This is a genomic window from Streptomyces sp. JH002 (genome assembly GCF_050916115.1).
GTDB classification, from domain to species: Bacteria; Actinomycetota; Actinomycetes; order Streptomycetales; family Streptomycetaceae; genus Streptomyces; species Streptomyces xiamenensis.
In genome coordinates this window covers 1,184,917-1,205,239 of sequence record NZ_CP087989.1, presented here as the reverse complement: position 1 = coordinate 1,205,239, position 20,323 = coordinate 1,184,917, and the positions used below count along the sequence as shown (strand labels likewise).

Annotated in this window: 22 protein-coding genes; 17 read left to right on the top strand and 5 right to left on the bottom strand. The window is 72.3% G+C overall.

The window, feature by feature from the left end; genetic code table 11:
- The first annotated feature begins 20 nt into the window (after positions 1-20).
- Complete coding sequence (locus H7827_RS05100) at positions 21-839, top strand: sulfurtransferase (protein WP_432743014.1); 819 nt, start codon at positions 21-23, stop codon at positions 837-839.
- Positions 840-1,055: 216 nt separating this feature from the next.
- On the opposite strand, the gene sepH is transcribed toward H7827_RS05100, so the two are convergent.
- Positions 1,056-2,042 carry a septation protein SepH gene (gene sepH / locus H7827_RS05095; protein ID WP_386533718.1) on the bottom strand — a complete coding sequence of 329 codons (987 nt, stop codon included), beginning with the start codon at positions 2,040-2,042 and terminating at the stop codon, positions 1,056-1,058.
- A 473-nt stretch (positions 2,043-2,515) separates the two neighbouring features.
- Between sepH and H7827_RS05090 the strand changes: the two genes are divergently transcribed.
- The gene (locus tag H7827_RS05090; protein ID WP_432743012.1) at positions 2,516-3,643 is read left to right on the top strand and encodes a ferrochelatase; all 1,128 of its coding nucleotides are present in this window, start codon (positions 2,516-2,518) and stop codon (positions 3,641-3,643) included.
- A 28-nt stretch (positions 3,644-3,671) separates the two neighbouring features.
- The gene (locus tag H7827_RS05085; RefSeq protein ID WP_376046852.1) at positions 3,672-4,490 is read left to right on the top strand and encodes an inositol monophosphatase family protein; all 819 of its coding nucleotides are present in this window, start codon (positions 3,672-3,674) and stop codon (positions 4,488-4,490) included.
- A gap of 126 nt (positions 4,491-4,616) precedes the next feature.
- Here H7827_RS05085 and H7827_RS05080 read toward each other — a convergent pair whose 3' ends face one another.
- Entirely contained in the window at positions 4,617-4,787 is a 171-nt protein-coding gene (locus H7827_RS05080) for a hypothetical protein (protein ID WP_386533727.1), read from the bottom strand.
- A gap of 339 nt (positions 4,788-5,126) precedes the next feature.
- On the opposite strand from H7827_RS05080, the gene H7827_RS05075 reads away from it, so the two are divergent.
- From H7827_RS05075 to H7827_RS05065, 3 genes are all read left to right on the top strand, one after another.
- The gene (locus H7827_RS05075) at positions 5,127-5,780 is read left to right on the top strand and encodes a response regulator transcription factor (RefSeq protein WP_386533730.1); all 654 of its coding nucleotides are present in this window, start codon (positions 5,127-5,129) and stop codon (positions 5,778-5,780) included.
- A 5-nt stretch (positions 5,781-5,785) separates the two neighbouring features.
- Entirely contained in the window at positions 5,786-7,099 is a 1,314-nt protein-coding gene (locus H7827_RS05070) for a sensor histidine kinase (RefSeq protein ID WP_386533733.1), read from the top strand.
- 292 nt (positions 7,100-7,391) lie between these two features.
- On the top strand, positions 7,392-7,688 hold the full coding sequence (locus H7827_RS05065) for a DUF4193 domain-containing protein (protein WP_030730311.1): 297 nt from the start codon (positions 7,392-7,394) through the stop codon (positions 7,686-7,688).
- Between the two features lie 21 nt (positions 7,689-7,709).
- Here the strand turns inward: H7827_RS05065 and H7827_RS05060 are convergent, their stop codons facing one another.
- A complete protein-coding gene (locus H7827_RS05060) occupies positions 7,710-8,159 on the bottom strand; it encodes a DUF3093 domain-containing protein (protein ID WP_174864336.1) in 450 nt (149 codons plus the stop codon).
- 92 nt (positions 8,160-8,251) lie between these two features.
- Between H7827_RS05060 and dut the strand changes: the two genes are divergently transcribed.
- The 7 genes from dut to H7827_RS05025 all read left to right on the top strand — a co-directional run bounded on the left by dut (position 8,252) and on the right by H7827_RS05025 (position 14,445).
- Complete coding sequence (gene dut / locus H7827_RS05055; RefSeq protein ID WP_386533737.1) at positions 8,252-8,764, top strand: dUTP diphosphatase; 513 nt, start codon at positions 8,252-8,254, stop codon at positions 8,762-8,764.
- 1 nt (position 8,765) lies between these two features.
- On the top strand, positions 8,766-9,521 hold the full coding sequence (locus tag H7827_RS05050) for a DUF3710 domain-containing protein (RefSeq protein ID WP_030730329.1): 756 nt from the start codon (positions 8,766-8,768) through the stop codon (positions 9,519-9,521).
- Positions 9,522-9,613: 92 nt separating this feature from the next.
- Complete coding sequence (locus H7827_RS05045; protein WP_200363608.1) at positions 9,614-9,895, top strand: DUF6343 family protein; 282 nt, start codon at positions 9,614-9,616, stop codon at positions 9,893-9,895.
- A gap of 66 nt (positions 9,896-9,961) precedes the next feature.
- A complete protein-coding gene (locus tag H7827_RS05040; RefSeq protein ID WP_043177200.1) occupies positions 9,962-12,571 on the top strand; it encodes an ATP-binding protein in 2,610 nt (869 codons plus the stop codon).
- Entirely contained in the window at positions 12,546-13,226 is a 681-nt protein-coding gene (locus tag H7827_RS05035; RefSeq protein ID WP_386533744.1) for a response regulator, read from the top strand. Before H7827_RS05040 ends, H7827_RS05035 begins: the two co-directional genes overlap by 26 nt.
- Positions 13,227-13,256: 30 nt before the next feature.
- Positions 13,257-13,685 (top strand): OB-fold nucleic acid binding domain-containing protein, encoded by a 429-nt coding sequence (locus H7827_RS05030; RefSeq protein ID WP_030730342.1) that lies wholly within the window; start codon positions 13,257-13,259, stop codon positions 13,683-13,685.
- 46 nt (positions 13,686-13,731) lie between these two features.
- Positions 13,732-14,445, top strand: coding sequence for a DUF3159 domain-containing protein (locus H7827_RS05025; protein ID WP_386533892.1), 714 nt, complete (start codon positions 13,732-13,734; stop codon positions 14,443-14,445).
- Between the two features lie 48 nt (positions 14,446-14,493).
- Here H7827_RS05025 and H7827_RS05020 read toward each other — a convergent pair whose 3' ends face one another.
- Positions 14,494-15,183, bottom strand: coding sequence for a potassium channel family protein (locus H7827_RS05020; protein ID WP_030730348.1), 690 nt, complete (start codon positions 15,181-15,183; stop codon positions 14,494-14,496).
- Positions 15,180-15,851, bottom strand: a complete 672-nt coding sequence (locus H7827_RS05015; RefSeq protein WP_030730351.1) for a potassium channel family protein — start codon at positions 15,849-15,851, stop codon at positions 15,180-15,182. Before H7827_RS05015 ends, H7827_RS05020 begins: the two co-directional genes overlap by 4 nt.
- A 267-nt stretch (positions 15,852-16,118) precedes the next feature.
- Here H7827_RS05015 and H7827_RS05010 point away from each other — a divergent pair, with 267 nt between their 5' ends.
- From H7827_RS05010 to H7827_RS04995, 4 genes are all read left to right on the top strand, one after another.
- A complete protein-coding gene (locus H7827_RS05010) occupies positions 16,119-17,477 on the top strand; it encodes a class I SAM-dependent RNA methyltransferase (protein WP_432743005.1) in 1,359 nt (452 codons plus the stop codon).
- A 406-nt stretch (positions 17,478-17,883) separates the two neighbouring features.
- Positions 17,884-18,087 carry a cold-shock protein gene (locus H7827_RS05005; protein WP_030730357.1) on the top strand — a complete coding sequence of 68 codons (204 nt, stop codon included), beginning with the start codon at positions 17,884-17,886 and terminating at the stop codon, positions 18,085-18,087.
- Positions 18,088-18,381: 294 nt separating this feature from the next.
- A complete protein-coding gene (locus H7827_RS05000; RefSeq protein ID WP_432743002.1) occupies positions 18,382-19,860 on the top strand; it encodes a DEAD/DEAH box helicase in 1,479 nt (492 codons plus the stop codon).
- 48 nt (positions 19,861-19,908) lie between these two features.
- Positions 19,909-20,298: a CBS domain-containing protein gene (locus tag H7827_RS04995; protein WP_432743000.1), complete on the top strand. Its 390-nt coding sequence runs from the start codon at positions 19,909-19,911 to the stop codon at positions 20,296-20,298.
- Positions 20,299-20,323: the final 25 nt, after the last annotated feature.

Here is a 20,323-nt window from a genome sequence, read left to right as displayed (position 1 = left end):
ATGGGCGCGAGAATGGCCGTATGAGCGTGCTGATCACGGCGACGGAGCTCGCCGCAGACCTTCACACCCCCACCCTGCTCGATGTGCGCTGGCAACTGGGCGGACCGCCCGGACGGCCCGCCTACGAGGCCGGACATCTGCCGGGCGCGGTGTACGTGGACCTGGACACCGAGCTGGCGGGGCCGGCGGGCAGCGGCGGGCGGCATCCGCTGCCGGACCCGGCGGACTTCGGCGCCGCGATGCGGCGGGCTGGGGTACGGGCGGACCGGCCGGTGGTGGTGTACGACGGCGGGCAGGGCTGGGCCGCGGCGCGTGCCTGGTGGCTGCTGCGCTGGGCCGGTCATCCGCGGGTGCGGGTGCTGGACGGCGGGCTCGCCGCCTGGGAGGGCGAGCTGACGCGCGAGGTGCCGCGACCGACCCCCGGCGACTTCACGCCGCGTCCCGGCGGGCTGCCGCTGCTGGACGCGGAGGGCGCCGCCCGGCTGGCCCGCGAGGGAGTGCTGCTGGACGCCAGGGCGGGGGAGCGGTATCGCGGCGAGGTGGAACCGATCGACCCGGTGGGAGGCCATATCCCCGGCGCGGTGTCGGCGCCGACGACCGAGAACGTGGCGGCCTCGGGGCTGCTGCGCGCGCCCCGGGAACTGCGGGAGCGCTTCGCGGCCCTGGGCGCGGCGGACGGCACAGCGGTGGGGGTCTACTGCGGCTCCGGGGTCTCGGGCGCGCACACGGTGCTGGCCCTGGCCACCGCGGGCGTCGAGGCCGCCCTGTACGCCGGCTCCTGGAGCGCGTGGACGGCCGACCCCGCCCGCCCGGTGGCGACGGGCCCGCTCCCCGGCTGAGCACGGTGGCAGGTCCGCCTGGGGCGTCGCCCGGCCGCGGCACCGTGCGGCGCAGGTGCCACCGGTCGCGGTCGACGGACGGCCGGCGCCAGCGGATCCCGGCCGCAGCGCCAACGGGATGGGTCGGCACGGCTCTGCACGGCCCCCGTACCCCCTACGCGCCGTCGGTACCGGTGCAACGGGCGGCCTGTCCGGGGGACAGACCGCCCGCCCCGGTCAGTCCTTCTTCTTGCGGCGGGTGCCGAAGACGATCTCGTCCCAGCTGGGGACGGCCGCCCGGCGGCCCGGGCGGACGCCGTCCGCCTCCGCCTGCCGGTCCGTGCTGCCCGTCAGCCGGTCGCGGTGACCGGCCACCGTGCGTGGCATCAGCACATCCGCGTACGCCGAACCGGCGCTCGCCGCCGGGGCCGCCGGTTCCACGGCCGTCTCCTCGGCCTCGGCCTCCAGCGGCGGGTCCTCGGTGCCCGAGGTCAGCTCGGGCACCACCAGATCGCCGCGGAAGCTCGGCACCGCCTCCAGCAGGCTGGTCAGCGAGTCCGGCTCGCTCTCCGGCTGCTGCCGGGGCGGGGCACTGCCCTCCCGGGGGAGCCGCGCGATCCGCGGCACGAACGGGGTGCTGGGCTCCGGCGGATCCTCGCTCTCGCCGAGCAGGGCCCGCGCCTCGTCGTCCACGGCCTGCACCAGCCGGCGCGGCGGGTCGTACATCCAGCTCGCGGAGTGCATCTCCCCGGCAACCCGGTAGACCAGCAGCACCTCCCAGGTGCCGTCGTCCCTGCGCCACGAGTCCCAGCGCACCGCGTCCTTGTCCGCGCCGCGCAGCATCAGCCGCTCGGCGACCGCGTCGCCCAGCTGCGGCCCCGCGCTCTCGCCGGGCCGCCGTACGGGGGTCTTGCGGGCGCGCTCCGCCATGAAGGCGCGCTCGGCCAGCACGGGACCCTCGAAGCGCCGCACCCGGTCCACCGGGATGCCGGCGAGCTGGGCCACTTCTTCCGCCGTGGCCCCGGCTCGTATGCGGGCCTGGATGTCCCGGGGGCGGAGGTGGTTCTCCACCTCGATCTCGATCTGCCCCAGCCGCGCCCGGTCGTTGCGCACCGCGGCGCGCAGCCGTTCGTCGATCGGCAGGGTGTATTCCGTGTTGTCGGCAGCCTTGAGCACCAGACGTGTGCCGTCATTGCTCACGGCCACGACACGCAGTTCGGGCACGAGGACCTCCCGGTGGTGCCTGCCGACGTCACGTACGTCGCTGCTCCCGCTGGACGAGTGTGACCTGCCCGGGTGCAGCCTGCCACAACCTTGCCGACCCGCCCGGCGTGTCGGGCCACGGCCCGACACGTCCGTTGTGGCACAGTCACCACTTTGCCACGTGTGGTGACCGGCGCGGATGTGGCGATCCGAGCGGTCCGGACAGCAGCTGAGGCCAGGAATGTTCACACTACTCCATTTGGGCCATGGGAGTGGGGCGCCGCGCCGTGGAAGTTCTCCCGGGACAAGGGAGTTGGTCGCCGAGCAAAACATGGCATTCCGGATGTCATCCACTCCAAGACGGTGAAATCGGATGGCCCGCGCGGCCGGTCCCGCCGGCCGTCCCCCGTCTTCCCGGGTGGAGTACACCGTTGTGCGGCACCCGGGGGAACCTCGGCCCCCGATCCTGCCGGGTGGGTGGCAGGATCGGGTGCATGGATCGCGCGACCGACCCCCGCCCCTATGACGCCCTGCTGCTGCTCTCCTTCGGCGGTCCGGAGGGCCCGGACGACGTACTGCCGTTTCTGGAGAACGTCACCCGGGGCCGCGGCATCCCCCGCGAACGGCTGGCCGAAGTCGGCGCCCACTACCACCTCTTCGACGGCGTCAGCCCGATCAACGGCCACAACCGCGACCTGCTGGCCGCGCTGCGCGCCGACTTCGCCGCCCACGGCCTGGACCTCCCGGTCTACTGGGGCAACCGCAACTGGGCGCCCTACGTGACCGACACCCTGCGCGAGATCGTCCGGGACGGCCACCGCCGGGTGCTCACCCTGGCCACCAGCGCCTACTCCTCGTACTCCAGCTGCCGCCAGTACCGCGAGGACCTCGCCGCCGCGCTGGGCACGCTCGCCGAGGAGGGCCTGGAGCTGCCGCGCGTGGACAAGCTGCGGGTGTACTACAACCACCCCGGTTTCCTGGAGACCATGGCCGACGGGGTGCTCACCGCCCTGGACGCGCTGCCCGCCGGGGTGCGGGACGGGGCCGTCCTCGCCTTCAGCACCCACTCCATTCCCACCGCGGCCGCCGACACCTCGGGCCCGCCCGGGGGGCACGGCCCGGGCGGCGCCTACGTCGCCGAACACCTGGACGCCGCCCGCTGGATCGCCGACGCCGTGGCCGAACGCACCGGCGTCACCCGCGACTGGGAGCTCGTCTACCAGTCCCGCAGTGGCGCCCCGCACATCCCCTGGCTGGAGCCGGACATCTGCGACCACCTGCGCACCCTGCACGGCAAGGGTGCCCCCGCCGTGGTGATGGTGCCGATCGGGTTCGTCTCCGACCACATGGAGGTCCTGTACGACCTCGACACCGAGGCGCTGGCGGTCGCCGCGGAGCTTGGCCTGCCCGCCGTGCGCTCCGCCACCGTCGGCACCGACCCCCGGTTCGTCGAGGGCGTCCGCGACCTGGTGCTGGAGCGGGCCGCAACCGAGCGGGGGGAGGCCCCGCGGCGCTGCGCGCTCGGCACGCTGGGCCCCGGCCACGACCTGTGCCCGGTCGGCTGCTGCGCCGCCCGCACCCCGCGCCCGGCCGCCGCGGGAGCCGACAGCCCCTATGCCTGATCACCGACCCACCAAGGAGCCCCGGCCCATGCCCGAGTCCGTGTCCCCGACCGAACTGCTCGCCCTCGCCCGGGAGGCCGGGCGGCGCGCCGGTCTGCTGCTGCGGGACGGGCGGCCCGCCGATCTGGGGGTGGCCGCCACCAAGTCCAGCCCCATCGACGTGGTCACCGAGATGGACATCGCCGCGGAGAAGCTGATCACCGGCTATCTGTCCGAGCACCGGCCCGAGGACGCCTTCCTCGGTGAGGAGGGCGGCACCAGCACCGGCACCAGCGGGGTGCGCTGGATCATCGATCCGCTGGACGGAACCGTCAACTACCTCTACGGGCTGCCCCAGTGGGCGGTGTCCATCGCCGCCGAGCTGGACGGCGAGGTGGTGGCCGCCGCCGTGGAGGCGCCGATGCGCGGCGAGGCGTACTACGCGGTACGGGGCGGTGGCGCCTTCCGGGTGCGCACCGGGAACAACCCCGAACAGATGTACTGCCGTCCGGCGGCCCCGCTCGAACAGGCGCTGATCGGCACCGGGTTCAACTACGTGACCGCCGTGCGCACCGCTCAGGCCGCCTTGGCCCAGCGATTGATCCCGCAGGTCCGCGACATCCGGCGCTCGGGCTCCGCGGCCATCGATCTGTGCGATGTCGGCGGCGGCCGGCTCGACGGGTTCTACGAGCGCGGCCTGTTCCCCTGGGACCTGGCGGCCGGTGACCTGATCGCCCGGGAGAGTGGCGCCCGTACCGGCGGACGACCGGGGCAGGGCCCGGACGGCGAGCTCACGGTGGCGGCCACCCCGGCGGTCTTCGACCTGCTCCAGCCGCTGCTGGAGGAACTGGGCGCCTGGCACGACTGAGCCCGTGGGACCGGCCCTCACCGGCACGGGGCAGCCGTACGGTCACCGTCAGCGTCACCCGTGCGGCACCGGCACGAACGAGGGCCCCGGGAGCAGCAGCTCCCGGGGCCCTCGCCCTGTCCGATGTCAGACGGCGGAGCCGACCTGCACACCGTGTTCCGCGGCCAGCCGGCGAAGGTCGTCCAGCTCGGCCTGCTCGACATCCACGGTGAACACATCTCCTGCCGCGCGAGCGTGGTACAGATCGGACTCGGTGCTCTCGATGCGCTGCAGGATTCCAGCGGTGAACGCGTCCATGATGCGCCCCCTCGTCTTCGATCGGCGGCACTGGGGAGGTGCCGAGTGGGTGCGGTCACAGCGGGCCCGACCGGTCAGCAGCACGCGTGGGCTTGCTGCCTGCAGGGGGTGATCGCGGGGTTGGAGGGCTTTTCCCCGGCGCCCGCCGCCCGGAAACCTGTGCCCCCGGAAAAGTCCTCGCGCCGCCCGGAGGCCATCCCGGATTCGCCCGCGGGTCGCCCGCGTGCCACCGGGGGCGGCCGGGTTCCCTTACCACCGGTTTACCGGCGGGCGAGGCAGGATGGAGCGGGGAGCCCCGTCGGGGTCCCGTCGGGGCTGTGCGAGGGAAGGATCAAGGACGTGCGCGTACTCGTCGTGGAGGACGAGCAACTGCTCGCGGACGCGGTGGCCACCGGGCTGCGCCGGGAGGCCATGGCGGTGGACGTGGTGTACGACGGCGCCGCGGCCGGTGAGCGCATCGATCTCAACGACTACGACGTGGTCGTCCTGGACCGCGACCTGCCCCTGGTGCACGGCGACGACGTGTGCCGGCGGATAGTGGAGCTCGGGCTGCCCACCCGGGTGCTGATGCTGACCGCCTCGGGCGACGTCAGTGACCGCGTGTCGGGCCTGGAACTGGGGGCGGACGACTATCTGCCCAAGCCGTTCGCCTTCACCGAGCTGGTGGCCCGGGTGCGGGCGCTGGGGCGCCGTTCGGTGGCCGCGCTGCCGCCGGTGCTGGAGCAGTCCGGCATCCGGCTCGACCCCAACCGCCGGGAGGTCTTCCGGGACGGCCGGGAGATCCATCTGGCGCCCAAGGAGTTCGCCGTGCTGGAGGTCCTGATGCGCGGCGAGGGCACGGTGATCTCCGCCGAGCAACTGCTGGAGAAGGCCTGGGACGAGAACGCGGACCCGTTCACCAATGTCGTCCGGGTGACGGTGATGACCCTGCGGCGCAAGCTGGGCGAGCCTCCGGTGATCACCACCGTGCCGGGCGCCGGATACCGGATCTGACCGCCATGGCCGCCGCTTCCTCGCCCTCCTCCCCGCCGCCACCGCCACCACCCTCCCAGCCGCCGTACGCCTCCGGCCGTCCGGCGCCCAGACGGCCGACCGCGCCGCCCCGCCCCGACTTCGACCCGCCGGAGGCCGATCCGCAGCGCAGCTGGCTGCGGCCCACGATCCGGATCCGGCTGACGCTGCTGTACGGCGGGATGTTCCTGTTCGCCGGGATGCTGCTGCTGACGATCATCTATCTGCTGGCGGCCGAGGCACTGCACAAGGGGAACGCGCTGCCGTTCCTGATCACCAGCGACACCCGGGTGCAGATCACCTCCGACTCCTGCCAGGGGATCTCGGGGAACGTCACCAGCGACCAGTTCAAGGACTGGCTGTCGGGCTGTGTGGACATCCAGCGGGACGTGGCGCTCAAGGCGCTGCTGCGGCGGTCACTGATGGCGCTGCTGGGGCTCGCGGTGGCGGCGTTCGCGTTCGGCTACGTGATGGCCGGGCGGGTGCTGTCCCCGCTGGGCCGGATCACCCGTACCGCCCGTCAGGTGGCCGGGTCGGATCTGCACCGGCGGATCGAGCTGGACGGTCCGGACGACGAGCTGAAGGAGCTGGCGGACACCTTCGACGAGATGCTGGACCGCCTCGACCGGGCCTTCACCGCCCAGCAGCGGTTCGTCGCGAACGCCTCGCACGAACTGCGCACCCCGCTGGCGATCAACCGCACACTGCTGGAGGTGCAGCTCTCCGATCCGCAGGCGTCTCCCGAGGTGGTGCAGCTGGGCAACACGCTGCTGGCCACCAACCGGCGCAGCGAGCAGCTGGTGGAGGGCCTGCTGCTGCTGGCCCGCAGCGACAACCAGATCGTGGAGCGCAAGCCGGTGGACCTCGCCGAGGTGGCGGGACAGGCGCTGGAGCAGACCCGTGGCGAGGCGCAGGCCAAGGGCGTGGAGCTGTCGGGGGTACGGCCCCCGGTGTACGTCCAGGGCAACGGCGTGCTGCTGGAGCGGGTGGCGCTGAACCTGCTGCAGAACGCGGTGCGGCACAATCTCGCCGAGGGCGGCTGGGTCCGGGTGGACACGGAAGCCCGGCCGGGACAGGCGGTGCTGATCGTCGAGAACAGCGGGCCGATGGTGCCCGCCTATGAGGTCGATAATATGTTCGAGCCTTTCCGGCGGCTCGGCAAGGACCGCACCGGCAGCGACAAGGGAGTCGGGCTCGGCCTGTCGATCGTCCGCTCGGTGGCCCGGGCACACGGCGGCCATGTGGTGGCCGTGCCCCGGGAGAGTGGGGGGCTCGTGATGCGGGTGACCCTGCCGGTCTGAGATCATGCACGGGCGGGATCTCGGTCGGCATTGAGCGGAAATAAGCCATATGTGATATATCGCATAAGCAAGCCCCATTTTTCGGGGATAGCGGCGGTTATTACTGGCTTGTCCGCTGCCCTGAGCCCGGTCGGCGGGCGGAGATGATCACCTCTTCAGGCGTTCGATCGGGTGTCGATTGAGTAACAGGACTTGATGTGAGGCAAAATCTCCGCCTCGGGTCGGGCACAAAGTTCGACCCTCCCGCGTTACCGCGCTGGAGAGACCACAGAACCCAGAGGGGGAGAGAATCATGGCTACGGATTACGACAGTCCACGCAAGACTGATGACGATGTCAACGAAGACAGCATCGAGGAACTCAAGGCCCGGCGGAACGACAAGTCGGCCTCCACGGTCGACGTCGACGAGTTCGAGCAGGCCGAGGGCCTGGAGCTGCCCGGAGCGGACCTTTCCAACGAGGAGTTGTCCGTCCGGGTGCTGCCGCGGCAGGCCGACGAGTTCACCTGCATGAGCTGCTTCCTGGTGCACCACCGTTCGCAGCTCGCCAGTGAGCGCAACGGTCAGCCGATCTGCCGCGACTGCGAGTGAGTGTCCGCCCGGACCCAGGCGTCAGGCCACGTCCGGGCGGGCCGAAAGCGCCGCGGCGAGTCGATCCGGCCGCCGGGTCGACAGATAGAGATACGGCGTCGGGTCCTCGGGGTCCGTCACCTCGACCCGGACCGCCGTGGGGATGTAGGCGCGCAGCAGCATATGAGCCCGGGCATCCGCACGATGGGTGCGCCACTCGCGCGCCTCATCGGCGTCGAGCGCCCGGGCCTCACCCAGGGCCGACAGCGGAATCCGGGCATCGCCCGCCACCAGTGCACCGGACACCACCCGGATCCGCGCGGCCCCGTAGCTGCTCAGCGCCACCCCCGCCACCGCAACCCCCACCACCAGACCGGCGATGAGCCCCGCCGTGCCCAGCGGAAGCAGCGAGATGGCCAGCAGTGCCACCACCCCGGCGGCCATCAGCCACCAGGAACGGGGCACGGTCAGTCGTTCGTCGTACGGCTTCATACGGCCAAGCATGGCAGGCAGCCACCGGCGGTCGCGGGCGGCGGTAGGGTCTGCACCGTGAGTGCTCGCCGTACCCTCCCCGAGGTGACCCTGTGAACCCAGCCGCCCTGGACATCCCCCTGAGGCGTATCGATCCGGAGGTCCCGATCCCCTCCCGGGCGCACCCCGGGGACGCGGGCGTCGACCTGGTCACCACCGAGCCCGCGGAACTGGCCCCCGGCGAGCGTGCCGTCCTGCCCACCGGGGTTTCCCTGGCCCTCCCCGAGGGGTACGCGGCCTTCGTGCACCCACGTTCAGGTCTCGCCGCCCGGTGCGGGGTGTCCATGGTGAACTCCCCCGGCACCATCGACGCCGGGTACCGTGGTGAGATCAAGGTCATCGCGATCAATCTCGATCCGCGGGAGAGCGTGCGGTTCGAACGATTCGACCGCATCGCACAACTGGTCGTCCAGCGGGTCGAGACCGTGCGGTTCCACGAGGTCGATCAGCTGCCGGAATCCGTACGTGCCACGGGGGGTTTCGGCTCCACGGGCGGTCATTCCGGCCTGGACAACCCCTATGCTGCGGTCGGCTCCGGCGGGATCGCCGGCCGGAAAGGACAGTGACGTGTTCGGACGTCGTCGCAAGAACGAGGAGCCCGAGGACGCGGTCGAGGCGACCGCGCAGGAGGCACCCGACGAGGCCGAGGTGCGGCGGGTCAAGCTGGAGCCCGCGCCCCGCCCCGAGGGGCCCTGGGATCTGAGCGAGGTCGGCAGCCCCGCCGAGGGCCGGGTCGACCTGGGCGGTCTGTACGTCCCCGGTGTCCAGGGCATGGAGCTGCGGGTCGAGGTCGCCGGGGACGCCATCGTCGCCGCCACCGTCGTCCTCAAGGACAGCGCCGTCCAGCTCCAGGCGTTCGCCGCGCCCAAGCGGGAAGGCATCTGGTCCGAGGTCCGCGAGGAGATCGCCTCCGGCATCACCCAGCAGGGCGGCGTCATCGACGAGACCGAGGGCCCGCTGGGCTGGGAACTGCGCGCGCAGGTGCCCGTCCAGCTGCCCGACGGCAAGCGCGGCATGCAGACCGTGCGGTTCGTCGGCGTGGACGGCCCCCGCTGGTTCCTGCGCGGCGTGATCTCCGGCCAGGGTGCCGTGCAGCCGCAGGCCGCCGGGGTCCTGGAGCAGATCTTCCGCGACACGGTCGTGGCGCGCGGCGACGGCCCGATGGCTCCGCGCGACCCGATCGTCCTCAAGCTGCCGGAGAACGCCCAGATGGTGCCGGACGGCGTCAAGCAGGAGCCGGCGGGCGAGCCCACCGAGACCTCCCGCTTCGCCGGCGGCCTCGACCACCTGCGCCGCGGCCCGGAGATCTCCGAGGTCCGCTAGGGCCTGGTCCGACGGCCGGGCCGAGGCCGCGGACGTCCGTGTCACCGGCCTCCTCGCGGGTACCCGCCACGGGACTGCGAGGAGGCCGAACCATGGACAACCGCGATCCGCGGCGGCGCTCCGGCACCGAGCCGGTCACCGCCCAAAGCGATCTGCCGCTGCGCCAGCTGCTGTCGACGATCTTCATCCCGGTGTTCGCCGCGGCCACCGTGCTGTTCGCGATCTGGGCCGGCAACTCCACCTCCGGCTCCAGCCCGGGACGCCCCGCGCTCATCACCCTGGCGGTCGTCTGCGGCGTCCTGACCCTGATCGCGTTCCTCGACCTGCTGATCATCAGGCGCCGCAGACGCGAGGAGCGCGCCGCCCGCCGCTGACCACCCGCACCACGCCCCACCCACCTGCCCGGCCGTGCTTTCCGGCCGGACACGGACAATGGATCCATGGCACGCCGCGGCACACTGCGCATCTACCTGGGGGCGGCCCCAGGGGTCGGCAAGACGTACGCCATGCTCAGCGAGGCCCACCGCCGCGCCGAGCGGGGCACCGACATCGTCGTCGGCTTCGTCGAGACCCACGACCGGCCCCGCACCGAGGCCCTGCTGCGCGGCCTGGAGACCGTCCCGCGCCGCCCGCCCCCCGGGGCCGGCCGCGGCGAGATGGACACCGAGGCCGTCCTGCGCCGCGCCCCGGCCGTGGCCTGCGTCGACGAACTCGCCCACAGCAACGCCCCCGGCTCCCGGCACGACAAGCGCTGGCGCGACATCGACACCCTGCTGGACGCCGGCATCGACGTCATCTCCACCGTCAACATCCAGCACCTGGAGTCCCTGGCCGACGTGGTGGCCGCCATCACCGGGGTACGGCAGCGCGAGACCGTGCCCGACGCCGTGGTGCGCCGTGCCGACCAGATCGAACTGGTCGACATGACCCCCGAGGCGCTGCGCCGCCGGATGGCACACGGCAACATCTACGCCCCGGACAAGGTGGACGCGGCCCTCTCGCACTACTTCCGTCCCGGCAACCTCACCGCTCTGCGCGAACTCGCGCTGCTGTGGACCGCGGACCGGGTCGACGCGTACCTCCAGCGCTACCGCACCGAGCAGGGCATCCGCTCCACCTGGTACGCCCGTGAACGCATCGTCGTGGCGCTGACCGGCGGGCCCGAGGGCTCCACCCTCATCCGGCGGGCCGCCCGGATGGCCGCCAAGAGCTCCGGCGGCGAGATCCTGGCCGTCCACGTCTCGCGCGCCGACCGGCTCACCGCCGTCTCGCCGCGCGAACTGGCCAGCCAGCGCACCCTGGTGGAACAGCTCGGCGGAACCTTTCACCACGTCATCGGCGACGACATATCCAGCGCCCTGCTGGACTTCGCCCGCGGCGTCAACGCCAATCAGATCGTGCTCGGCTCCTCCCGCCGCAAGACCTGGCAGTACGCCTTCGGGCCCGGCGTGGGCGCCAGCGTCGCCCGCGACAGCGGACCCGACCTCGACGTTCACATCGTCACCCACGCCGAGGTGGCGCGCGGGCGCGGCCTGCCCAACGCCCGGGGCGCCCGGCTCGGCCGCTCCCGTACCGTCGCCGGCTGGCTCATCGGCCTGGCCGGCCCGCCCCTGCTGACCGTGCTGCTGGCCGCGCCCCCGCGGCCGCTGGCCGAGTTCGCCAGCGACGTGCTGCTGTTCCTGTCGGTGACCGTGCTGGCCGCCCTGGTCGGCGGCTTCTACCCGGGCCTGGTCTCCGCCGCGCTGGCCACCTTGCTGCTCGACTACTTCTTCACCGAACCGCTGCGTGAATGGGGCGTGGGCAGCGGCCACGACGTGATCACCGTCGTGATCTTCTTCGCCATCGCCCTGGCCGTCGCCTCGGTGGTCGACATGTCCGCCCAGCGCACCCAGCAGGCCGCCAGGCTGCGCGCCGAGTCCGAGACCCTCACCGTGCTCGCCGGCAGCGTGCTGCGCGGCGAGGACACCCTGCGCGCCCTGCTGGGCCGCGCCAGGGAGACCTTCGGCATGGACTGCGCCGCGCTGCTGGAACGCGATCACGACGGCGGTCGTTGGCGCTGTGTGGGAAGTGTCTCCGCCATCGCCGACAACCCCCGCCCGCTGCTGCGGCCCCAGGACGCCGACGTCGACGTGCCGGTGGGCGAGCACACCATGCTCGTGCTCTCCGGCCGGGTGCTGCCCGCCGAGGACCGGCGGGTGCTCAGCGCGTTCGCCGCGCAGGCCGCCACCATCCTGGACCGGCAGCGGCTGCTGACCGAGGCCGCCCGCGCACACAAGCTCGCCGAGGGCAACCGCATCCGTACCGCGCTGCTGGCCGCCGTCTCGCACGATCTGCGCACCCCGCTGGCGGCCATCAAGGCCTCGGTGTCCTCGCTGCGCTCGGACGACGTGGAGTGGTCCCCGCAGGATCGCGCCGGACTGCTGGAGAGCATCGAGGACGGCGCCGACCGCCTGGACCAGCTGGTGGGCAACCTGCTGGACATGTCCCGCCTGCACACCGGCACCGTACGGCCGCTGATCCGCCGCACCGGCCTGGACGAGGTGGTGCTGCGGGCCCTGGCCGGGGTGCCCGTGGACGTCGTGGACCTGGACGTCCCCGAGTCGCTGCCGTGGGTGGCCGCCGACCCGGGGCTGCTGGAGCGCTCGGTGGCCAACATCGTGGAGAACGCGGTGAAGTACCGCCCGCCGGACACCCGGGTGCTGGTGCGCGGCAGCGCGCTGGGCAACCAGGTCGAACTGCGTGTGGTCGACCGCGGCCCCGGTGTCCCGGACGCCGACAAGGGCCGGATCTTCGAGCCCTTCCAGCGGCACGGTGACATTCCGCGCGGCAACGGCGTGGGGCTCGGCCTGGCCGTCGCCCGCGGCTTCACCGAGGCCATGGGCGGCACTCTGGACGCCGAGGACACCCCGGGCGGTGGGATGACGATGGTGCTCACCCTGCCCACCGACATCCCGGCCCCGGCCGCCGCGGGAGCCGGGACACCCGCAGAACGAGAATCCGAACAAGGGGAACAGGGGGGAGCCCATGCACCGGGTACTCGTGGTCGATGACGAGCCGCAGATACTCCGTGCCCTGGTGATCAGCCTCAAGGCGCGCCAGTACGAGGTGGACACCGCCCCGGACGGTGCCACCGCGCTGCGGCTGGCCCACGAGCGGCACCCCGACGCGGTCATCCTGGACCTGGGGCTGCCGGACATGGACGGCACCGAGGTCATCGCCCGGCTCCGCGGCTGGACGCGGATGCCGATCATCGTGCTCTCCGCCCGGCACACCTCCGACGAGAAGGTCCAGGCGCTGGACGCGGGCGCGGACGACTACGTCACCAAGCCGTTCGGCATGGACGAGCTGCTGGCACGGCTGCGGGCCGCCGTACGCCGAGCGGAGCCGGCCGCCGCCGAGGAGGACACCGTCATCCACACCGCCGACTTCACCGTCGACCTCGCCGCCCGCAAGATCCACCGGGAGGGCCGCGACATCAGGCTCACCCCCACCGAATGGCATCTGCTGGAGGTCCTGATCCGGCACAGCGGCCGGCTGGTCAGCCAGCGGCAGCTGCTCCAGGAGGTGTGGGGCCCGGCGTACGGCACCGAGACCAACTATCTGCGCGTCTACATGGCCCAGCTGCGCCGCAAGCTGGAGGCCGACCCCGCCCACCCCCGGCACTTCGTCACCGAGCCGGGCATGGGTTACCGCTTCGAACGCTGAGCGGGAGGAGCGGGACGTTACGCTGAAGGCATGAGCGCGGGTGAAAGGGCCGGGGAACACCCCGGCAGGCGGCGGGGCCGGCCACGGTGGTGGCCCGGCAGGTCGGCCGCCGAGGCACACGCCGCCGCCGAGGGCGCCGAGCGGGCGGCCGACGAGGCCGAGCGGGCACGCTGCACCCCCATCAGGGACTGCGCCGAGGGCCCGGCGGGCCGCCCGGTGGTCAGCGTGACCGGTACGCTGCGCTCGGTGAGTGAACGGACGGTGGCGGGGCTGCCCGCCCTGGCCGCCGAGCTGGACGACGGCTCCGCCCGGCTCGAGGTGGTCTGGCTGGGCCGGGCCGCCATCGCCGGAATCGTGCCCGGCCGGGAGCTGGTCGCCTCCGGACGGATCGCGCTGGCGCACGGCCGTCCGGTGCTGTTCAACCCCCGATACCAGCTGCGACCCCTCGACAAGGAGTAGCCAGGTGACCCCACCTGACCAGCAGTCCCCGGACGGACGACCGCCCATGGCCCCGCAGGCACCCGATCAGGCGGCCACCAAGGCGGCGTTCTTCGAGGCGTTCGGCGGCGTGCGCGGCATGGTGGAGACCACGGTGCCCGGCCTGGTGTTCGTCCTCAGCTACACGATCAACCGCGACATCAAGATCTCCGCGATCGCCGCCCTGACGATCTCCGCGGTGCTCGCGGTGAGCCGGCTGATCCAGCGCGACACCGTCAAGCACGCCTTCAGCGGCGTCTTCGGGGTGGCGTTCGGCGCGGTCTTCGCGATGATGTCGGGCGACGCCAAGAACTTCTACCTGCCCGGGATGCTCTACACCCTGGGCCTGGGCATCGCCTATGTGGCCACGGCGGCGGCGGGCGTGCCCCTGCTCGGGCTGGTCCTGGGCCCGGTGTTCCGCGAGATGCTCTCCTGGCGCACCCGCAACCCGGGGCGCAAGGCCGCCTACGTCAAGGCGAGCTATGTGTGGGGCGCGATCCTGCTGGCCAAGTCGGCGATCACCTTCCCCATCTACTTCTGGGGGGACGCCACACAGCTGGGCTGGCTGCGGGTGGCGCTGGGCATCCCGCCCTTCCTGCTGGCCGTCTATCTGACCTGGATCATCCTGGTGAAGGCCCCGGCGCCGATCGATGTGGTCGCCGAGATGGAGGCCGAGGAGAGGGCCGAGAAGGAGCGCGAGGCGGAGCGCAAGCGGGCGGCCGCCGCGGAGAAGATGCCCTAGCCTTCCCGGCTCCGCCCGTTCTGTCCCGGCCGGGACAGAACCCCCGGTTCACCCGGTGTTCTTCCCGCCCTCCTTGGGCGGGCGCGGCGACAGCAGGGCCTGCAGCTGGGCCTCGCGGGCGGGTGCGGCGACGAACAGCAGCTCGTCGCCCGCCGCCAGCGCGTCGTCCGGATCCGGGATCAGCACCTTCACCCCGCGGATGATCGTCACCAGCGCGGTGTCCTGCGGCCAGGCCACCTCGCCCACCCGGGTGCCCACCAGCGCCGCGCCCTGCGGCAGGGTGAGCTCCACCAGGCTGGCCTCGCCCTGGCTGAAGCGCAGCAGCCGCACCAGATCGCCGACGCTCACCGCCTCCTCCACCAGCGCCGACATCAGCCGCGGCGTGGAGACCGCCACATCGACGCCCCAGGCGTCGTTGAACAGCCACTCGTTCTTGGGGTTGTTGACCCGGGCCACCACCCGTGGCACCCCGTACTCCGTCTTGGCCAGCAGCGAGACCACCAGGTTGACCTTGTCGTCGCCGCTGGCGGCGATCACCACCTGGCAGCGCTCCAGGGCCGCCTCGTCCAGGGTGGCGATCTCACAGGCGTCGGCCAGCAGCCACTCGGCCTCCGGGACCCGTTCCACCGCGACCGCCTCGGGCGCGTTGTCGATCAGCAGCACCTCGTGGCCGTTCTCCAGCAGCTCCCCGGCGATGGAACGGCCCACCGCGCCGGCCCCGGCGATCACCACCCTCATGGCTGCCGCCCCTCGTCGGGACCCTGGAGGCAGGCCGCCTCGACATCGGCCACCTGATCGCTGTACATCATCACGTGCACCAGATCGCCCTCCTGGAGAACGGTGCGCGACGTCGGCAGCATCGCCTCACCCATCCGGGTGAGGAAGGCGACCCGGACACCGGTGCGTTCCTGGAAGTGGCTCACCTTGTGCCCCACCCACGCCGGAGTGATGTGCACCTCGGACAGCTGTACCCCGCCGCTGGGGTCGCGCCACAGCGGCTCGGCGCCGGCGGGCAGCAGCCGCCGCAGCATCTGGTGCGCCGTCCAGCGCACGGTGGCCACCGTCGGGATGCCGAACCGCTCGAACACCTCGGCGCGGCGCGGATCGTAGATCCGGGCGGTCACGTTCTCCACACCGAACACCTCGCGGGCCACCCGGGCGGCGATGATGTTGGAGTTGTCGCCGCTGCTGACGGCGGCGAACGCCCCCGCGTCCGCCATCCCGGCCTCGGCCAGGATGTCCCGGTCGAAGCCGGGGCCGGTCACCCGCTGGCCGCCGAACCCGGAGCCCAGCCGGCGGAACGCCTTGGGATCCTGGTCGATGACCGCGACCGAATGCCCCCGTTCCTCAAGGGTCTGCGCGAGGGTCGCACCGACGCGTCCGCAGCCCATGATCACGATGTGCATAGCCGTTGCGCCCGCACCTTCTCTCCGCCGGCCGGTACCCGTTACCCGGCCCGTCGGCACCACGCTACCCGGCCGCCCCCGCACTGTCCGGCCGGGCGCCCGGCACGCGGTGCGCCGCCCGCCTACGGGCCGCCGGGCACGGCGACGGTGCCCGGCCGGGGGCCGGTGAGGCGGGACACTGCCGTTCGGCGGGCGGCGGGGGAGCCCGTAGACTGGGCGGCCGTTGTTTCCCTCACCCCCTCTTCGCGCTCTGGAGCCGTCGCCACCATGCCTGAATCCACCCCCACGGCGGCGTCGCTGGTCGGCGAGGAGTACGAGGTCGAGATCGGCCCGGTCGCCCACGGCGGCCACTGCGTGGCACGCACCCCCGGCGGCCAGGTCCTCTTCGTACGGCACACCTTCCCCGGCGAGCGGGTCATCGCCCGCGTCACCGACGGGCGTGCCGACTCGCGCTTCCTGCGCGCCGACGCCGTCACCGTGCTCGACCCCGCCAAGGAACGCATCGAGGCGCCCTGCCCCTTCTCCGGCCCCGGGCGCTGCGGAGGCTGCGACTGGCAGCACGTGAAACCGGGCGCCCAGCGCAAGCTCAAGGCCGCGGTCCTCACCGAGCTGCTGGGCCAGCTGGCCGGGGTCACCCCCGAGGAGGTCAGCTGGGACGGCACGGTCGAGCCCGCCCCCGGTGACAAGGTCGCCCCCGGCGAGGTGCCCGCCTGGCGCACCCGCGTGCAGTACGCGATCGACGCCGAGGGCCGCGCCGGACTGCGCCGCAGCCGCTCCCACGAGGTGGAGCCGATCGACCGCTGCCTGATCGCGGCCGAGGGCGTCAGCGAGCTGGGCGTCGAGGCACGCAGCTGGCCGCAGATCGCCTCCGTGGACGCGATCGCCGCGACCGGCTCCAACGACCGCATGGTGGTGCTCACCCCGCGCCCCGGCGGGCGGCTGCCGCTGGTCGAGCTGGACCGGCCGGTGTCCGTGATGCGCGCCCAGGAGAAGCGCGGCAAGGGCGGTGGCCCCGGGCAGCGCACCCTGCACCCGGTGCACGGGCGGACCTTCGTACGGGAGCGGGCCGACGGCCGTACCTGGCGGGTCGGCGAGGGCGGCTTCTGGCAGGTGCACCCGCAGGCCGCCGAGCTGCTGGTGGACGCCCTCATGCGCGGGCTCACCCCGCGCAAGGGCGAGACGGCGCTCGATCTGTACTGCGGCGTGGGCCTGTTCGCGGGCGCGCTGGCCGCACGCGTCGGTGAGACCGGCGCGGTCGTCGGCATCGAGTCCTCCAAGCGCGCGGTGGAGGACGCCCGGCACAACCTGGCGGACGCCCCCCGCGTCCGGATCGAGCACGGCCGGGTCGAGCAGGTGCTGCCGCGCACCGGAATCACCCGCGCCGACCTGATCGTGCTGGACCCGCCCCGGGCGGGCGCCGGCAAGCGCACGGTGGAACACCTGGCCACCCTGGGCGCCCGCCGCATCGGCTACGTCGCCTGCGACCCGGCCGCCCTCGCCCGTGACCTGGCGCACTTCCGCGCGGTCGGCTACGTCCCGCGCTTCCTGCGGGCGTTCGACCTGTTCCCGATGACGCATCACATGGAGTGCGTGGCGATCCTGGAGCCCGCGGCCAAAGGCGCCTGAGCAGCGGTGACGGCCGGGGTCCGCCGCGCGCCCGCGTGGACTCCGCACGGTTGTCGCCGCACGGGCCGTTCTCCCGGTGGTGGCTTCCGCGCGATCGCTGTCACCGCGACGTTGCACTCCGCGTGAACCAATATCTGTGTCCGTGAGGTAAGAATTTCACGGGCCGTGCGGCGAGGCTTTTTCCGTGGCGGGTGACGGGAAATTATTCACCGGGCAGGCGCTGTTCCCGTGTGCTACTGTCGGTCTCAGTTGCAGTTGTGGTTCCCGAAACTTCAAGTGCCCTCGCCGGCTTCGCCGGTCGAGAGCTCTTTTGTATTTCCGGTCATTTCCGGGCGGGTTGATCATTGCGGCAATACGGGGTTCGTGCAATGCGGGCCTCGATATACTGCCTCAAAGGAGATATGAAATGGCTACTGGCACCGTGAAGTGGTTCAACGCGGAAAAGGGCTTCGGATTCATCGAGCAGGACGGTGGCGGCGCCGATGTGTTCGCCCACTACTCGAACATCTCGGCCCAGGGCTTCCGTGAGCTGCTCGAAGGTCAGAAGGTGAGCTTCGACATCGCGCAGGGCCAGAAGGGCCCGACGGCCGAGAACATCGTTCCGGCCTGACGCTGACGCACGTTACGCAGCTGGGGTCGTACCCTTCGGGGTACGAGCCCAGCTCCGTGCGTTTTGTGATCCGGTGCTCATTCGTTCGGCGAACCGGAGCAATGCGCATGATTTCCCAGAATGCTGGGCGCGCCGATATGAAGCCTCCATTGCCTCACGTATTTCGAACCGCACCGGTATAAACGTCATCCGGCCCTGTCAGGGCTTTATCTGTCATCGGTCCATACTTGTATTCTCCGGGCTGCTCATAGCCGCGGGATTCCTTGATATGTGCCGTATCAAGGAGGGTTCCGCATGAACCGCACCCGTACGAAAGACCGTTCTGTCAGCACCCGTCACACCGGTGCGGGCGCCGGAAAGGGAGGCGGCCGCTTCGGAGCGTCCGCGCCGCGCCGTTCCGAAAGGCCCGCTCGCTCGGGTGGTCACGGCCACCGGAACGCCGCGGTGCAGGGTGAGTTCGCTCTCCCCAAGACGGTCACCCCCGCGCTGCCCGCCGCCGCGGCCTTCGCCGATCTCGACATGCCGCAGCAGCTCCTGGCCGAACTCGGGAAGCAGGGTGTGACCGCCCCGTTCCCGATCCAGAGCGCGACGCTGCCGAACTCGCTCGCCGGCCGCGACGTGCTGGGGCGCGGTCGCACCGGTTCCGGCAAGACGCTCGCGTTCGGTCTCGCCCTGCTCGCCCGCACCGTCGGCCGGCGTGCCGAGCCGCGCCAGCCGCTGGGGCTGATCCTCGTGCCGACGCGTGAGCTGGCGCAGCAGGTGACCGACGCGCTCACCCCGTACGCCCGCTCCGTCAAGCTGCGGCTGGCCACGGTGGTGGGCGGGATGTCGATCGGCAGGCAGGCCGGCGCCCTGCGTGGTGGGGCCGAGGTCGTCGTCGCGACCCCCGGCCGGCTCAAGGACCTCATCACCCGGGGCGACTGTCGACTGAACCAGGTGGACATCACGGTGCTGGACGAGGCCGACCAGATGGCCGACATGGGGTTCATGCCGCAGGTCACCGCGCTGCTCAACCAGGTACGCCCGGAGGGGCAGCGGATGCTGTTCTCCGCCACCCTGGACCGCAACGTCGATCTGCTGGTGCGCCGCTATCTGACCGACCCGGTCGTGCACTCGGTCGATCCCTCGGCCGGGGCGGTGACGACCATGGAGCACCACATCCTGCACGTCCACGGTGCAGACAAGCACGCGGCCACGACCGAGATCGCCGCCCGTGACGGCCGCGTGATCATGTTCCTGGACACCAAGCACGCCGTGGACCGGCTGACCCGGGATCTGCTCAGGAGCGGAGTCCGTGCCGCCGCGCTGCACGGTGGCAAGTCACAGTCGCAGCGGACCCGCACGCTGGCGCAGTTCAAGGCGGGGGACGTCAGTGCGCTGGTGGCGACCAACGTCGCGGCGCGTGGCATCCACGTGGACAACCTCGACCTCGTCGTGAACGTCGATCCGCCGGCCGACCACAAGGACTACCTCCACCGGGGCGGCCGTACCGCCCGCGCCGGCGAGTCCGGCAGTGTCGTCACCCTCGTCACGCCGAACCAGCGCCGCTCCATGGCCAGGCTCATGGCGGACGCCGGAATCCAGCCGCAGACCACCCAGGTCCGCTCGGGCGACGCGGCCCTGAGCCAGATCACCGGAGCCCAGGCCCCGTCCGGCATCCCGGTCGTGGTCGCGGCACCGGTGGCGACCGAACGCCCCAGGAGCAGCGCTTCTTCCCGGGGAAGGCGCCGTCCCACCGCGGCGGCCCGGCGCGCGTCCGCACGCAAGCCCTAGCCAGGACCTCCTGATCAGGAAACCGACCCTTTCCCTTGGGAGGAACCCGTGACGCCGATTCAGACGCAGTACGCTCCGGCGAGCCCCGCCCCGGCGCGCAGGACACCGGACCAGGACCTGGACCCGGCGGGGCCGCAGGTCTGTGACGACATGAGTGTCGAGGTGGCCTGGGCCGTCATGGCCGCCGCGGGCACGGGCCGACTGGTCGTCTGTGACCAGGACGACCAGGGCACCGGCTCGGTGACCCGGGCCGAACTCGCCGCCGTGCGGGAATGCTCCGCGTATACGGACCGCGTCCGCCTGCGCGACATCATCGGTGACCACGGGGCGTTTCCCTCAGCCATGACCGCCGCGGCGGTGACCGAGCGCGCCGCGGGCTCCTGCCGGGGCACCGGCCCGCGGGCCGGTGCCCCGGGCGGGCTCCTCCGTTCTCACTGATCCGTCACGTCTCCGGTCGGACCCC

Excerpts from the sequence above, each read along its gene's own strand:
- H7827_RS05100 (WP_432743014.1), top strand. The coding sequence starts at position 21 with ATGAGCGTGCTGATCACGGCGACGGAGCTCGCCGCAGACCTTCACACC.
- H7827_RS05090 (WP_432743012.1), top strand. The coding sequence starts at position 2,516 with ATGGATCGCGCGACCGACCCCCGCCCCTATGACGCCCTGCTGCTGCTC.
- H7827_RS05085 (WP_376046852.1), top strand. The coding sequence starts at position 3,672 with ATGCCCGAGTCCGTGTCCCCGACCGAACTGCTCGCCCTCGCCCGGGAG.
- H7827_RS05080 (WP_386533727.1), bottom strand. The coding sequence starts at position 4,787 with ATGGACGCGTTCACCGCTGGAATCCTGCAGCGCATCGAGAGCACCGAG.
- H7827_RS05070 (WP_386533733.1), top strand. The coding sequence starts at position 5,786 with ATGGCCGCCGCTTCCTCGCCCTCCTCCCCGCCGCCACCGCCACCACCC.
- H7827_RS05065 (WP_030730311.1), top strand. The coding sequence starts at position 7,392 with ATGGCTACGGATTACGACAGTCCACGCAAGACTGATGACGATGTCAAC.
- H7827_RS05060 (WP_174864336.1), bottom strand. The coding sequence starts at position 8,159 with ATGAAGCCGTACGACGAACGACTGACCGTGCCCCGTTCCTGGTGGCTG.
- H7827_RS05045 (WP_200363608.1), top strand. The coding sequence starts at position 9,614 with ATGGACAACCGCGATCCGCGGCGGCGCTCCGGCACCGAGCCGGTCACC.
- H7827_RS05040 (WP_043177200.1), top strand. The coding sequence starts at position 9,962 with ATGGCACGCCGCGGCACACTGCGCATCTACCTGGGGGCGGCCCCAGGG.
- H7827_RS05035 (WP_386533744.1), top strand. The coding sequence starts at position 12,546 with ATGCACCGGGTACTCGTGGTCGATGACGAGCCGCAGATACTCCGTGCC.
- H7827_RS05030 (WP_030730342.1), top strand. The coding sequence starts at position 13,257 with ATGAGCGCGGGTGAAAGGGCCGGGGAACACCCCGGCAGGCGGCGGGGC.
- H7827_RS05025 (WP_386533892.1), top strand. The coding sequence starts at position 13,732 with ATGGCCCCGCAGGCACCCGATCAGGCGGCCACCAAGGCGGCGTTCTTC.
- H7827_RS05020 (WP_030730348.1), bottom strand. The coding sequence starts at position 15,183 with ATGAGGGTGGTGATCGCCGGGGCCGGCGCGGTGGGCCGTTCCATCGCC.
- H7827_RS05015 (WP_030730351.1), bottom strand. The coding sequence starts at position 15,851 with ATGCACATCGTGATCATGGGCTGCGGACGCGTCGGTGCGACCCTCGCG.
- H7827_RS05010 (WP_432743005.1), top strand. The coding sequence starts at position 16,119 with ATGCCTGAATCCACCCCCACGGCGGCGTCGCTGGTCGGCGAGGAGTAC.
- H7827_RS05005 (WP_030730357.1), top strand. The coding sequence starts at position 17,884 with ATGGCTACTGGCACCGTGAAGTGGTTCAACGCGGAAAAGGGCTTCGGA.
- H7827_RS05000 (WP_432743002.1), top strand. The coding sequence starts at position 18,382 with ATGAACCGCACCCGTACGAAAGACCGTTCTGTCAGCACCCGTCACACC.